General features: G+C 75.4%; 14 protein-coding genes. 8 read left to right on the top strand and 6 right to left on the bottom strand.

Features of this window, described 5'->3' with window-relative positions:
* Positions 1-2: 2 nt before the first annotated feature.
* The 4 genes from E0L36_RS17155 to E0L36_RS17170 all read right to left on the bottom strand — a co-directional run bounded on the left by E0L36_RS17155 (position 3) and on the right by E0L36_RS17170 (position 4689).
* Positions 3-1031 (bottom strand): hypothetical protein, encoded by a 1029-nt coding sequence (locus E0L36_RS17155; protein ID WP_180929850.1) that lies wholly within the window; start codon positions 1029-1031, stop codon positions 3-5.
* A 170-nt stretch (positions 1032-1201) separates the two neighbouring features.
* The gene (locus E0L36_RS17160; protein WP_374705541.1) at positions 1202-2242 is read right to left on the bottom strand and encodes a zinc-binding dehydrogenase; all 1041 of its coding nucleotides are present in this window, start codon (positions 2240-2242) and stop codon (positions 1202-1204) included.
* Positions 2239-3420 (bottom strand): mandelate racemase/muconate lactonizing enzyme family protein, encoded by a 1182-nt coding sequence (locus E0L36_RS17165; protein WP_180929851.1) that lies wholly within the window; start codon positions 3418-3420, stop codon positions 2239-2241. Before E0L36_RS17165 ends, E0L36_RS17160 begins: the two co-directional genes overlap by 4 nt.
* A 276-nt stretch (positions 3421-3696) precedes the next feature.
* Positions 3697-4689 carry a LacI family DNA-binding transcriptional regulator gene (locus E0L36_RS17170; protein ID WP_180930079.1) on the bottom strand — a complete coding sequence of 331 codons (993 nt, stop codon included), beginning with the start codon at positions 4687-4689 and terminating at the stop codon, positions 3697-3699.
* Between the two features lie 213 nt (positions 4690-4902).
* Between E0L36_RS17170 and E0L36_RS17175 the strand changes: the two genes are divergently transcribed.
* The 3 genes from E0L36_RS17175 to E0L36_RS17185 all read left to right on the top strand — a co-directional run bounded on the left by E0L36_RS17175 (position 4903) and on the right by E0L36_RS17185 (position 7893).
* The gene (locus tag E0L36_RS17175; protein ID WP_180929852.1) at positions 4903-5835 is read left to right on the top strand and encodes an ROK family protein; all 933 of its coding nucleotides are present in this window, start codon (positions 4903-4905) and stop codon (positions 5833-5835) included.
* Between the two features lie 167 nt (positions 5836-6002).
* Positions 6003-6569: a TIGR03086 family metal-binding protein gene (locus tag E0L36_RS17180; protein ID WP_180929853.1), complete on the top strand. Its 567-nt coding sequence runs from the start codon at positions 6003-6005 to the stop codon at positions 6567-6569.
* 301 nt (positions 6570-6870) lie between these two features.
* Entirely contained in the window at positions 6871-7893 is a 1023-nt protein-coding gene (locus tag E0L36_RS17185; RefSeq protein ID WP_180929854.1) for an NUDIX hydrolase, read from the top strand.
* A 79-nt stretch (positions 7894-7972) separates the two neighbouring features.
* On the opposite strand, the gene E0L36_RS17190 is transcribed toward E0L36_RS17185, so the two are convergent.
* On the bottom strand, positions 7973-9343 hold the full coding sequence (locus tag E0L36_RS17190; RefSeq protein ID WP_180929855.1) for a dipeptidase: 1371 nt from the start codon (positions 9341-9343) through the stop codon (positions 7973-7975).
* A gap of 212 nt (positions 9344-9555) precedes the next feature.
* Between E0L36_RS17190 and E0L36_RS17195 the strand changes: the two genes are divergently transcribed.
* The 5 genes from E0L36_RS17195 to E0L36_RS17215 all read left to right on the top strand — a co-directional run bounded on the left by E0L36_RS17195 (position 9556) and on the right by E0L36_RS17215 (position 13401).
* Positions 9556-10794: a geranylgeranyl reductase family protein gene (locus E0L36_RS17195; RefSeq protein WP_308416791.1), complete on the top strand. Its 1239-nt coding sequence runs from the start codon at positions 9556-9558 to the stop codon at positions 10792-10794.
* 292 nt (positions 10795-11086) lie between these two features.
* A complete protein-coding gene (locus E0L36_RS17200) occupies positions 11087-11608 on the top strand; it encodes a DinB family protein (protein ID WP_180929856.1) in 522 nt (173 codons plus the stop codon).
* Positions 11609-11888: 280 nt separating this feature from the next.
* Positions 11889-12299 carry a VOC family protein gene (locus tag E0L36_RS17205; protein ID WP_180929857.1) on the top strand — a complete coding sequence of 137 codons (411 nt, stop codon included), beginning with the start codon at positions 11889-11891 and terminating at the stop codon, positions 12297-12299.
* 293 nt (positions 12300-12592) lie between these two features.
* Positions 12593-12772, top strand: a complete 180-nt coding sequence (locus E0L36_RS27070) for a hypothetical protein (RefSeq protein WP_219636582.1) — start codon at positions 12593-12595, stop codon at positions 12770-12772.
* Between the two features lie 161 nt (positions 12773-12933).
* Positions 12934-13401 carry a helix-turn-helix transcriptional regulator gene (locus E0L36_RS17215; RefSeq protein ID WP_180929858.1) on the top strand — a complete coding sequence of 156 codons (468 nt, stop codon included), beginning with the start codon at positions 12934-12936 and terminating at the stop codon, positions 13399-13401.
* Between the two features lie 129 nt (positions 13402-13530).
* Here the strand turns inward: E0L36_RS17215 and E0L36_RS17220 are convergent, their stop codons facing one another.
* Positions 13531-13998 carry a DUF4442 domain-containing protein gene (locus E0L36_RS17220; protein WP_180929859.1) on the bottom strand — a complete coding sequence of 156 codons (468 nt, stop codon included), beginning with the start codon at positions 13996-13998 and terminating at the stop codon, positions 13531-13533.

Below are 13998 nucleotides of genomic sequence, written 5' to 3' on the forward strand. Positions count from 1 at the left end.
TGTCAGCTCCTCTCGGGGAGGGGGAATCGGGTCAGGGCCCCCGGCAGCCGGGAGCCGAGCGGCGACATACCGCCGTCAGCGCCCTGCCGGGCCAGCAGGTCCAGCGCGAGACGGCCGCGCCGTACCCGCTCCCGCGCGGTGGCCAGCGCGGCCTCGCGCAGCTGGGCCCCGTACGGGTAGAGCCCGGGCGCGCGGCTCAGCCCGAACTTCAGGTAGATCGGCGCGCCCCGGCGGATCAGTTCGGCCGTCTCGTACATCCGCACCGCGCCGCCCAGGTCGTCGGGCGACTCCAGATAGAGGTCCACGGGGGCCCGGCTGACCCGGCGGATCTCGGTGAGGTGCTGGAGCGTCAGGTCCGAGGGGACGTTGCAGGAGTCCGCGCCGAGCCGCTCGTGCACCTGGAACGAGGCCGGGTTGACGGCGCCGATCAGCGCGGACACCTTCAGCGTGGTGTCCGGCGGCAGCGCGCCGGCCTCCCGCAGGCGGTGCAGCGTCCACAGCACGCCCTCGTCGCCCACCAGCAGGCAGCGCACGCCGAGTTCGGCGGCGCGCAGCGCGTCCTCCACACAGCCCGCGAGGGCCCCGCGCCCCCGGGCGCGCACCCCCGCGCCACCGGACGCCGTGCGGGTGCCCGCCCCGATGTCCCAGGTGCCGCGCGGCCCGGTGAACAGGCACAGCTCGCTGCCGTGCGCGGCGCAGCGCGCCACCATCTCGCCGATCTCGGCGTCGGTGAGCATCCAGACGCCGCTGCCCTGGCTGATCCGGTGGATCGGCACGTCGAGCTCGACCGCCTCGTCTAGCACGGCGGTCAGCGCCTCGGGCCCCTCGACGGACGGCACCTCGGTCCGCCAGCGGCCCCCGTCGGGGAAGGTGTGCGGGGAGGCGTCGCCCGGATCGGGCGGGGGCGCGCCGAGCCCGAGTCCGGCGAGGGCCCCGGCTCCTTCCCGGGCGGGCCGCCCCCCACCCGGCGGGCCGGTTCCCGCGTCCGGGCCGGGGGGCTGCTGCGGGGGCGGCGTGGCGGCGGACGTCATAGTGCTCCCGGGGTGGTGGGAATGACCGGGTGCTCCCGGGACCTGCCCCGGAACCCGGGGGCGGTGGGGAGCGGCACGGTCGGGCGGAGGGACCCGGCCGGTTCCGGCCGGGGGAGGGGAGTCCGGGGCGCGGCGGCCGACCGGGGCGCGGTCCGCGCCCCGGCCACGGCTCAGGAACCGGGCCGGAGCAGCACCTTGCCGACGTCCGGCGCACCGCCGCTGGCCAGCCGGATCCCCTCGGCGTAGGCGCTCAGCGGGAGGTGGTGGGTGACTAGCGGAGCCGGGTCGAGCAGTCCGGCCGTCAGCGCGCGCACCGCGTACGACCAGGCGGCGGACGAGGCTCCGAAGACGGAACGGATGGTCAGCTGGGCGACCGAGAGCCGCACCGGGTCGATGCCCCGCGCGCCCGGTGCGAACATCCCGGTCAGCACGGTGCGGCCGCCGCGCCGGGTCAGCCGGCAGGCGTCGTCGGCCGTGGTCGGCGCCCCCGCTGTCTCCACCACCAGGTCGAAGCCGCCCTCCGGGGCCTCCCCGGCGCCCGGCGGGCAGACCACCGAGGCGCCCGCCGCCCGGGCCGGGGCCGTGCGGCCCGCGCGCGGCTCGACCACCACCAGCCACTCGGGCGAGGAGGCCGCCAGCAACTGAACGGTCAGCAGCCCCAGCGTCCCAGCGCCCACCAGCGCGATCCGCTCCCCGGGCCGGGGTGCCGCCGCGAGCACCGCCGCCGCGGCCACGGCCGCCGGCTCCAGCAGCGCCGCGGCCGTCAGATCGGTGCCGTCCGGCAGCGGGTGGAGCAGCCGTGCGGGGACCAGCAGATGGTCGGCGAAGGCGCCGGGCAGGGTGAAGCCGGTCTCCTGGTAGCCGCCGAGACAGAGGCTGGTGGCGCCCTCCCGGCAGCGGTCGCAGCGCAGACAGGCACGGAAGCCCTCCGCCACCGCCTTCCGCCCGGCCAGCGCCGGATCGACTCCCGGACCCACCGCGTCCACGGTGCCCGACCACTCGTGTCCCGGGACGATCGGGTAACTGACGTACTCGGCGGGGCGGTTGCCCTCGTACAGCTCCCGGTCGCTGGCGCAGACCCCCGCCGCGTGCACCGCGATCCGCACCTCGCCCGGGCCGGGTTCGGGCACCGGGCCGCTCGTCAGCCGGTGGTACCCCGGACGTTCCACCACCACGGCGGCGCTCTCCGCCAGCCGTGGCCCGGCGCTCAACCGGAGGCCCCGGCACGGGAGTTCCGCCCGTCGCGTGGCCCGCGCCGCTCCCAGCCCTCTGACCACAGGTCGAACCGGGCCTGGCGGCGGGGGAGTTCAGCGGCCGCGTCCTCGTCGAACTCGATGCCCAGGCCGGGTTCGCTGGGCAGCGTGAAGTAGCCGTCGACGACCTGCGGAGGATCCTTGACCACCCGCCCGATCTCCGCGTCCGCGAAGTCGTTGAAGTGTTCCAGGATCTTGAAGTTCGGTGTACAGCCCGCGAGTTGGAGTGAAGCGGCGGTCAGCACCGGACCGCCGACGTTGTGCGGCGCCACCAGCACGCAGTGCGTCTCGGCGGTCGCCGCGAGCTTCCGCGCCTCCAGGATGCCGCCGATGTGCCCCACGTCCGGCTGGATGATGTCCGCGGCCTGCGACTCGAACAACTCCCGGAACTCGATGCGGTCGTGTATCCGTTCCCCCGTGGCGATCGGCTGCTCCACCGAACCCGCCACCTTGGCAAGGGTCTTGAGGTTCTCCGGGGGCACCGGCTCCTCCAGCCACGCGGGCTGGAACGGCGCCATCTCGCGGGCCAGCCGGATCGCGGTCGCGGGGGAGAAGCGGCCGTGCATCTCCAGCATCAGCTCGGTGTCCGGGCCGACCGCGTCCCGGACGGCCTCGATCAGCGAGACCGCGTAGCGGCTGGCCGCCGGGTCGAGTTCGGTCCGGCCCGCCCCGAACGGGTCGATCTTCAGGGCCCGGTAGCCGCGGTCGACGACCGCGCGCGCCGCCCGGTGGTACGCCTCCGGGGTGCGCTCGGTGGTGTACCAGCCGTTGGCGTACGCCTTCACCCGCGGGGTGACCCGGCCGCCCAGCAGCTGCCAGACCGGGACCCCGAGCGCCTTGCCCTTGATGTCCCAGCAGGCCATCTCGACACAGGCGATGCCGGACATCACGATCTCCCCGGCCCGCCCGAAGTCGCCGTACTTCATGCGGCGGACGAGGTCCTCGACCGCGAACGGATCGGAACCGGCGAGGTGGTTGCGCTCCGCCTCCCGCAGGTAGCCGAGCAGCGCGTCGGTGCGGCCCATCATCCGGGTCTCGCCGACCCCCGTGAGCCCTTCGTCGGTGTGCACCCGGACGTAGCTGAGATCACGCCACGGGGTTCCCACGACCTGCGTGGTGATGCGGGTTATACGCACGGAACGTGACCTCTCGACAAGGGTGTTCGAGATTTCGGATGACGTTCGGTATGACGGCGCGAATCTATTGACGGTCTCCGGGCGGGGTCAATACGTCGGACCCCGGTACTTCCCCGCGACCGCGGGCTGACTCCGCCAGCCGCCCCCCACCGCCCGGACGGGCGCCCGCCGGAGCCCGAACTCCCCGCTCCCCGGCCCGGGTTCGCCCGCCCCGGCCCGGGTCCCGCGCGCAACGGCGGAGGTCCCCGTTCCGTGGCCCCGCACCCGGCGCCGTCCCTACTCCCCGTCGTACGGCGGCAGTTCGCCCGAGCCCCGGGGAACCAGGCGGGTGGGGAGCGTCACCCGGCGCGGAGGCTCGCCCGCCCCGTCGAGCCGGCGGAACAGGAGCGCGGCGGCGTCCCGCCCCAGCCGCCCCGGATCCTGGGCCACCACGGTGACCGGCGGCGACAGCAGGTCGGCCAGTTCGAAGTCGTCGAAGCCGACCAGCGCCACCGGCCGGGCCAGTTGGGCCAGCACCCGCACCACCGTCACCGTCACCCGGTTGTTGCCGGTGAACAGCGCGGTCACCGGCCGCTCCCCGGTCACCATCCGCGTGGCGTCCGCCGCCACCCGCTCCGGCGCCGTGTCGCCGAGCGCCACCCAGGACTCGCGCACCGGCAGCTCGGCGTCGGCCATCGCCGCCCGGTAGCCGCGCAGCCGTTCGGCGGCGGTGTGGATCCCCGGGTGGTCGCCGATGATCCCGATTCGCCGGTGCCCGTGGGCCACCAGGTGGGCCACCCCGCTCCGCGCCCCGCCGAAGCTGTCGGTGAGCACCAGGTCGGCGGCGAGCGAGCCCGGCGGCCGGTCCACGAAGACGGTGGCGACCCCCGCGGCCAGCTCCGGCTCCAGATACCGGTGGTCCTCCCCGGCCGGGACGATCACCAGGCCGTCCACCCGGCGGGCACAGAGCGCCAGCACCAACTCCCGTTCCCGCGCCGGGTCCTCCGCGCTGGAACCGTTGATCAGCAGCGCCCCGTGGATCCGCGCGACCTCCTCGACGGCGCGGCTCAGCGGGGCGTAGAAGGGGTCGGCCAGATCCTCCAACACCAGGCCGACGCTGCCGGTGCGGCCCTTGCGCAGGACCCGGGCGCTGTCGTTCCGCCGGAAGCCGAGCGCCGTGATCGCGTCCCGCACCCGCCGCTCGGTGTCCGGGGAGACCCCCGGCTCACCGTTGACCACCCGGGAGACGGTCTTCAGCCCGACCTCCGCCCGCGCGGCGACGTCCTTCATCGTCGGGCGGCCGCCGTACCGGGGCGCCGGCAGGCCGGTGCCGGACGGTGCGATCTCAGCCACGGGGAGCCCCTTCCGCCGGGGTGGTTGGCGCGCGGGGCGCCGACGGGCGCTCAGCGCAGGATAGCCCGGACTGTCAGGGTCTGGACAACGTTGTCGAGCCGGGTACTCTCACAGCGTCCCGGCCGGACCGCTGTGAGGAGCCCCGCGCCCATGCACACCGACCTCGTCGCCGCGCTCGACGTCGGCGGAACCAAGATCGCGGGCGCGCTGGTCGACCGCTCCGGCGCGATCCACGCGCGCGCCCGCCGCGCCACCCCGACCACCGGTGACGGCGAGCGGGTCATGGCGGCGGTCGGCGCCGTCCTCGACGAGCTGTCCGGCGACCCGGGCTGGCGGCGCGCCGTCGGTCTCGGTATCGGCAGCGCCGGGCCGGTCGACGCGGAGCGGGGCACCGTCAGCCCGGTCAACATCCCCGGCTGGCGCGGCTATCCGCTCGTCGAGGCGGCGCGCCGCCACACCGGCGGCCTGCCCGTGACCCTCGTCGGCGACGGCGTCGCGCTCACCGCGGCCGAGCACTGGCGAGGCGCCGCCCGCGGCCGGGAGGCCGCGCTGTGCCTGGTGGTGTCGACCGGTGTCGGCGGCGGACTCGTGCTGGGCGGGCGGCTCTACCCGGGGCCGACGGGCAACGCCGGGCACATCGGCCACCTCTGCGTGGAGCTGGACGGCGAACCGTGCCCCTGCGGGGCCCGCGGCTGTGTGGAGCGGCTGGCCAGTGGGCCCAGCATCAGCCGGTGGGCCCGCGCCCAGGGCTGGAGCCCGGACGACGCCGGTGACACCGGGGCCGCCGCCGTGGCCGCCGCGGCGCGCGCCGGGGACCCGGTGGCCCGCGCCGCCTTCCGGCGCGCCGCCCGCGCGCTCGGGGCGGGCATCGCCGCGACCGCCGCGCTGACCGAGATCGATACGGCCGTGGTGGGCGGCGGCGTCGCGGAGTCCGGAGAGGTGCTGTTCGCGCCGCTGCGGCGGGCCGTCGCGGAGTTCGCCACCCTCTCCTTCGTCCGGGGCCCGGAGGTGGTACCGGCCCAACTCGGCGCGGAGGCGGGCCTGGTGGGGGCCGCGGCGGCCTGCTGGGAACGGATCGGCTGACCGCCGACCGCGTCGCGCCCGCCGCCCAGCCACCGGGGCTCCGGCGCCCGGTGAACTCCCGTACGGATGGGTCTGGTTGGCCGCTGCTCAGCTCGGTGGCGAGCGGGGGCCGGATCCCGTGCGGCGTTTCCTCACGTCACCGCCGCCGCCCCGGATAGCCTCGCGGTATGACGAACGAACTCAGCGAGTTGATGAAGCGTGCCGCCGACGCCACCGCCCCCGTGGTGCGCGGAGTACGGGACGACCAGCTCACCGCCCCGACGCCCTGCGAGTCCTTCGACGTCCGCGCCCTGCTGAACCACGTCTTCCACGGCCTCGCCAGCTTCCGCCTGCTCGCCGCGGGCGAGGCCGTCGACGGCGGGGAGGCGCCGGACTACCTCGACGGCGACTGGCGGGACCGGTACGAGCGGGAGGTGCGCGAACTGGCCGACTCCTGGGCGGCGGAGGGCGCGCTGGAGGGCACCGCCGAGGCCATGGGCATACCGTGGCACACCCTCGCGCAGCTGGTCCTGGGCGACATCACGGTGCACGCCTGGGACCTGGCCCGCGCTACCGGGCAGGAGTACACCCCGGACGCCGGGGCCGTCGAGGAGACCGGCACGCTCTTCGCGCGAATGGGCCCGGCGGGCGTCGAGGCCCAGCAGTTCGCCCCCGCCGTGGACGTCCCGGAGGGCGCCGACGCCTTCACCGTGATGATCGGCGCCACCGGCCGCGACCCGGGCTGGACGCCGTAACTCCCGGGCCCGGAGGGCCCGTCCGGCGTCGACCGGCAGAACCACCCGCCGCCGCACGGGAGACGAGGGAGCGGGCGGCGCCACCGACCCCGACTCCCGTGGCGGCGGGAGGTGCTGTGGCCGCCCGCCGCGGGCCCGACCGGACCTCCTCTCCGGCGCGGTGGCGCCGACCGGGCGACCCCCGCGCGCCGGGGCGCGGGCACCGTGCGCCCCTCCGGGCGCGGCGGAGCCACCCCGGCGCGTTTCCCCGGCGGGGGTGACTGGGCACCTGAACAGGGGTGACGGAAGAGGGGGACTCGACGTGATCGTCTGGCTGAACGGTGCCTTCGGCGCGGGCAAGAGCACGGCGGCGCGCGAACTTCTCGACCTGCTGCCGGGCAGCACGCTCTACGACCCGGGCCCACTCGGCGACGAGCTGAGAAGGATGCTGCCCAAGGAACGCCTCGCCCAGGTGGACGACGTCCGTGAACTCCCCGCCTGGCGACGGCTCGTGGCCGACACGGCGGTCGCCCTGCTCAGCGAGGTTCCCGGACCGCTGGTCGCGCCCGCCAGCCTGCTCCGCCGGATCGACCGGGACGAGATCTTCGGCATCCTCGCCGCCCGCCGCGTCCCCGTCCACCACCTGCTGCTGCACGCCGAGGAAACGGTCCTCCGCGGGCGGATAGACCAACGCCCCGATCTGGACGGCGAGTCCACCCGCGCCTGGTGCCTCGCCCGCCTCGACGACTACCGCGCCGCGCTGCCCTGGATAACCGCCGAGGCGCACACCGTCGACACCACACGGCTCACCCCGCGCCGCACCGCCGAGCGCGTGGCCGAGGCACTCCGGGACGGCGCCGGAGCCCAGGACATCGTGCAGACCCCGGAACCGGTGGGCGAGACCGTCGCCGCCGGAGTCCTCCTCTTCGACGAAAGCGACCGGGTACTGCTCGTCGACCCCACCTACAAGGCGGGCTGGGAGTTCCCCGGCGGAATCGTGGAACCCGGCGAACCCCCCGCCCGAGCCGGGGTGCGCGAGGTCGCCGAGGAACTCGGACTGCGGCTCACCGCCGACCCGCGTCTCCTCGTCGTCGACTGGGAGGCCCCCTGCCCTCCGCGCTTCGGCGGCCTGCGGATGCTCTTCGACGGCGGACGGCTGGATCCCCGGCAGTCCGCCGAGGTGCTGCTGCCCGGCGCCGAACTGCGCGGCTGGCGCTTCGTCACCGAACGGGAGGCCGCCGAACTGCTGCCGCCCGTCCGGCTGGAGCGGCTGCGCGGCGCGCTCCGCGCCCGCGACGCGGGCCGCCCCCTCTACCTGGAGGGCGGCGTGCCCCGCGGCGACTGAACACCCCGCCGACACGGCGGCCGGATCGCCCGCCGACCGGCCCCGCGCCCCAACGGAGCGGAGCCGGTGGCCCGTTGGTTCAGCCGCGCGCGTAACGCTGGAGGAACAGCGCCTCCGCGACCGACATCCGCCGCAGCTCCTCCGGCGAGACGCTCTCGTTCACCGCGTGGATCTGCGTCTGCGGCTCGCAGAGCCCGGCCAGCAGTATCTCCGCGTCCGGGTAGAGCCTCCCCAGCGTGCCGCAGAGCGGGATCGAACCGCCCAGCCCGGCCACCGCCATCTCCGTCCCGTCGTAGGCGTCCCGCATCGCCGAGGCCATCGCCGTGTACGCGGCGCTGCCGGTGTCCGCCCGGAACGGCTGCCCCTGTCCCACCACCTCGACCGACACCCGCGCCCCCCACGGCACGTGCTTCTCCAGGTGCGCGGCGAGCAGCCCGACGCCCTCGCCCGCGTCCACCCCCGGCGGTACCCGCAACGAGACCAGCGCCCGCGCGGAGGACTGCACCGACGGCGTGGCGCCCACCACCGGCGGGCAGTCGATCCCCATCACCGTGACCGAGGGCCGCGCCCAGATCCGGTCGGCCACCGAACCGGAGCCGGTCAGCTCGACCCCGTCCAGCACCCGCGCGTCCGCCCGGAACTGCTCCTCCGGATAGTGCAGCCCCTCCCAGGAGGCGTCGTTCGCCAGCCCGTCGACGACGGTGTCGCCCACCTCGTCCCGCAGTGAGTCCAGCGCCCGGATCAGCGCCGCCAGGGCGTCCGGGGCCGCTCCGCCGAACTGGCCCGAGTGCAGGTTGCCCTGGAGCGTGTCCACCTGGACGCGCAGCATGCCCATCCCGCGCAGCGTCGCCGTCACCGTCGGCTGACCGGCCTGGAAGTTGCCGGAGTCCCCGATCACGATCGCGTCGGCGGCCAGCAGTTCCGGGTGCTCCTCCGCGTACCGCTCCAGACCGCCGGTGCCCTGCTCCTCCGACCCCTCGGCGATCAGCTTGACCGTCACCGGCAGACCGCCGTTCGCCTTCAGCGCGCGGAGCGCCAGCAGGTGCATCACGATCCCGCCCTTGCAGTCCGCGGCACCGCGCCCGTACCAGCGCCCGTCCTCCCGCTCGGTCAGCTCGAAGGGCGGCGTCTCCCACCCCTCCTCACCCAGCGGCGGCTGCACGTCGTAGTGCGCGTAGAGCAGCACCGTGGGCGCGCCCTCCGGGCCGGGCAGCAGCCCGTACACCGACTCGGTGCCGTCCGGCGTCTCCAGCAGCGCCACGTCCTGGAAGCCCTCCGCCCGCAGCGCGTCCGCCACCCAGCGCGCCGCCGCCTCGCACTCGCTCCGCGGGAACTGCGCCGGATCGGCGACGGAACGGAAGCGCACCAGCTCCGTCAGCTCCTCCCGCGCCCGCGGCAGCAGGGCGGCGACGGTCTCGGCGACCGCGGCGTGGTCGGCGCTGTGTGTCATTCGGAACGCTCCTCGTAGGCACGACGTTGGGGGAGTGTGCGCCGGGGTGGCCGCGCACACGAACGAGTCCGCGGGCCGGACCGCGTGCGCGCGCGTCCGGCGTGATCGAACAGCGGTGCGGTCGATCATCCCACAGTGAGGTCGCACCCGGGAGGCCGTAGGATGCGGTCGCCCCTATCCGAACCAAGGCCGAGCGGGAGCGGAAGCAGAGCGTGAGCAGCGACAGCGCAGCCGGAGACGAGCAGCAAGGCGACCAGAGCGCGGTATGGGACGTGGTCGTGGTCGGCGCGGGTCCGGCGGGCGCCTCCGCCGCCTACGCCGCCGCGGTGGCGGGCCGCCGGGTCCTGCTGCTGGAGAAGGCCGAACTGCCGCGCTACAAGACCTGCGGCGGCGGCATCATCGGCCCCACCCGGGACGCCCTGCCCCCCGGCTTCGACCTGCCTCTCCGCGACCGCGTACACGCCGTCACCTTCTCGCTCGGCGGCAGGCTGGCCCGTACCCGCCGCTCCCGCACCATGCTGTTCGGCCTGGTCAACCGGCCGGAGTTCGACCACGCGCTGGTGGAGTCCGCCCTCAAGGCCGGAGCCGAGCTGCGCACCGGCGTCACCGTGACGCGTGTGGAGCAGCACGGCCCGGACGTTCCGGACCGCCGCACCGTCGCCGTGGTGCTGTCCGGCGAGGAGCGGCCCGTGCTGGCCCACGCCGTGGTCGGCGCGGACGGCAGCGCCAGCCGGATAGGCGCACACGTCGGTGTGCGGATGGACCAGGTCGACCTCGGCCTGGAGGCCGAGATCCCGGTCCCGGAGAGCGTCGCCGAGGACTGGGCGGGCCGGGTGCTGATCGACTGGGGCCCGCTGCCCGGCAGTTACGGCTGGGTCTTCCCCAAGGACGGCACCCTCACCGTCGGCGTGATCGCCCGGCGCGGAGACGGCGCGGCCACCAAGCGCTACCTGGACGACTTCATCGGCCGTCTCGGACTCGCCGGATTCGAGCCCAGCGTCTCCTCCGGCCACCTCACCCGGTGCCGCGCGGACGACTCCCCGCTCTCCCGGGGCCGGGTCCTGGTCTGCGGGGACGCCGCCGGACTGCTGGAGCCCTGGACCCGGGAGGGCATCTCCTTCGCGCTGCGCTCCGGGCGGCTCGCCGGGGAGTGGGCGGTGCGGATAGCCGAGGCGTCGGACGCCGTCGAGGCCCGCCGCCAAGCGCTCAACTACGCCTTCGCCATCCGCTCCGGGCTCGGTGTCGAGATGGGGGTCGGCCGCCGCCTGCTGCGAGTCTTCGCCAAGCGCCCCGCCCTGATCCACGCCGCGCTCACCGGATTCCGCCCCGCCTGGAACGTCTTCGCCCGGTTCACCCGCGGCTCCACCTCGCTCGGCGACGTGGTGCGCACCCACCCCGTCGCCCGCCGGGTCCTCGACCGGCTCGACAAGAACGGCAGCCCCACCACCTAGGGCGCTCCGCCCTCCCCCGGGCTCCCGGTCCCGGCCGTCCCGGTCGGGACCCGGCCACCCCTCGCCGCCCCCCGGACCCCTGCGGATCCGGGGGGCCTCAGCGCATGCTGGCGGATCCGGCGGACCCCGCGTGGACCCGGCCGGTCCGGCGGACCCGGGTCGGCCCGCTGGACCCCGGGGCAGGCGCGGTGCCCCCCTCGGCAGGCGCGGTGGACGCGGTCCCCGCCGCCGTCCCGTGCCGTCCGTCACTTATTCACTGTCCGGAGCGGCGACGCCGTGTCAGGATCGGCGGATGTCCACCCCTCGATGTGACCTGCTCCGGCAGCAGTTCGACCTCGTCTGGCAGCTCTTCGAGTACCACGCGGAGCGGCTGCGGCCCGGCGACTTCCGCTGGGAGCCCACCGCGCACTGCTGGACGGTACGCCAGGACCCCTCGGGGGTGTGGCGGCCGGACTTCGCCGAGACCGAGCCCGATCCGGTGCCGGTCCCCACTATCGGCTGGGTCAGCTGGCACATCGGCTGGTGGTGGACCACCGCGCTGGACCACGCGCGCGGACGCGTTCCCAGGGAGCGGACCGAGATCGTCTGGCCGGGCGAGGAGGCGGCCGCCGACTGGCTGCGCGCCCTCCGGGACGACTGGCTCGACGTTCTCGGCACCCTCACCGACGCCGAACTCGACGCCACCGCGCCCTTCCCCTGGCAGCACGACCCGGACCGCACCGTCGCGGACATGCTGGCCTGGGTGAACGCCGAGCTGATGAAGAACGTCGCGGAAATCGGCCAACTCCGCCTGCTGCGCGTCGCGTCGGCCTGACACCACGCCTGGGCCACCCGCCGCCCCGCCCGCTCGCTGCCGGATCGCCAGCAACCCGCGCCGGGCGGTGGGCGAGCCCGGCGGAGGGGCCGGTGGGCGCTCCGCGACGGCGGGGGTAGGTGACCCGCGGGGGAGGGGACGGTGGGCGAGCCCGGCGTCGGGGCGCCGGTGACCCCGGCGTGACCAGGGGGCGGAGGCCCGCTGTGCCACGCGAGTGGTCCTCTGGATCGATCAGGAATCGAGAAGTGCCCGGTGTCCGGCCGCGTCTAGCGTGAGGCCCATGGACATCAGCATTCACTACGCCTTCCTCCCGCACACCGACGCGGAGGCGGCCCTCGGCTTCTACCGTGACACCCTCGGCTTCGAGGTCCGCAAGGACGTCGGCTACGAGGACATGCGCTGGATCACGGTGGGTCCGGTGGGGCAGCCGGGCACGTCCATCGTGCTGCACCCGCCGGCGATCGACCCGGGTGTCACCGAGGAGGAGCGCGCCACGGTCCTCGACCTCATCGCGAAGGGCGCGTACGCCGCGATCACCCTGGCCACCGACGATCTCGACGGGCTGTTCGCGCGGCTGGAGGCCGCCGGGGCCGACGTGGTGCAGGAGCCGATCGACCAGGACTACGGCGTACGCGACTGCGCCTTCCGCGACCCGGCGGGCAACCTGATCCGCGTCAACCAACGGGACTGAGCGGAGCGGTCATCCCGGCCGGGTGACGGACGGGGCAAGGGCAGCGACAGGGACGGAGAGGGAGAGCGCGTGGCGGAGAGGCGGAAGACGGGCCAGGGGCGGGCCTCCGGCGGGGCGGAGGCGTCCGGCCGGGCGGCCCGGGACGAGGCGGCGGTGCGGGAGAAGATCGCCGCCTTCCCCGCGGCGTACCGGGAGATGGGTGAGCGCGTGCACGAGATCGTCATCGGTGCCGTGCCGGAGCTGCGGCCCCGGTCTGGTACGGCATGCCCGGGTACGCGCGGGGGAGCGGGCCCGTGCTGCTCTTCTTCCGGGCCGACGACCCGTACTTCTCGTTCGGCCTGACGGAGAAGGCGCACTTCCCGGCCGAGGACGGCGCGGGGGACCGGCTGATGGCCTCGGCGTGGTTCCTCACCGCGCTCGACGAGGCGACCGAGCGGCGCATCGCCCGGATCACGCGCGCGGCGGCGGGCTGACCGGCATGTCCCCTGGCGCGGCGCGCGCCACCGCCCCGCGCCGCCTCTTCGCTGCCGCCGCCCCCGCCGCCCCCGGTCCCGTCCGCTCCGGACTGGCGGTCCTCGCCGCCGCCGGGTCCCGGCGGCGCGGGTCCTGGCGGGGGCGTGGGACGATCGGGCCCATGGCCATGGAGCGTTCCGAGGCGCGGCGACTGCGCGACCTGGCCGCCATGCGCCGCGTCCGCGACCGGATCGACCGCGAGTACGCGCGGCCGCTGGACGTGGAGGCGCTGGCGCGCGGGGCGCACATGTCGGCCGGGCACCTGAGCCGGGAGTTCCGGCGCGTCTACGGCGAGTCGCCGTACGCGTACCTGATGACCCGGCGTATCGAGCGGGCGATGACGCTGCTGCGGCGCGGGGACCTGAGCGTCACCGAGGTCTGTTTCGCGGTGGGTTGCTCCTCGCTGGGCACCTTCGGCACGCGCTTCACCGAGCTGGTCGGTGTCTCTCCCGGCGTCTACCGGCGGGACCACGCGGACGTGGCGGCGGGTATCCCGCCGTGTCTGGCGAAGCAGGTGACCCGGCCGGTGCGGGGCGGGCCGGTACGCGGTCCGGGGAGGCGGGAGCCCGGCCCGGACGGGGAGTCCTGAGCCCGGCACCCGGGGCGAGCGCGGCGTGTCCCTCCCGGAAGGGGCGGGCCGGGGCGGGGTGCCGTCAACCGGCCCCCGCCGGGAGGCGGTTGGCCGGAGGGCGCGGTGCTGTTCCGGGGTGGGCCGCGCTCAGCGGCGGTCCGGCTTGCGCCGGACGTACAGCTGTTTCCGGACGCGGGCCACGACGGTGCCGTCGGCCGCGGTCACCTCGGTCCGGAACCAGGGGAGGGTCTTGGCGCCGCCCGCGGTGGCCTCGCGGATCTCCGTCACCCGGTCCTCGGTGAGCGTGAACTCCGCGTAGACCGGGCCGCGTCCGGGGGTGACGTACTCGATCTCGGCGGCCTTGTCCCAGACGTGGTAGTCGGCGCCGAGCTGGCGCAGCGCCAGCAGGGTCCAGAACGGGTCCGTCATCGAGTACAGGCTGCCGCCGAACTGGGTGCCGAAGGTGTTGCGGTTCAGTTTGCCGAGCCGCATCCGCACCCGGGCGCTGCTCCAGTCCTCGGAGATGTCGAGGACCTTGATCCCGGCGAAGAGGAACGGCGGCCAGACGACCAGAGCGTGGCGCATGCCCCAGGGTGTGGCGAGTGGGTTGGGCAT

It is taken from the genome of Streptomyces sp. AJS327 (assembly GCF_013450295.1).
Classification (GTDB): Bacteria; Actinomycetota; Actinomycetes; order Streptomycetales; family Streptomycetaceae; genus Streptomyces.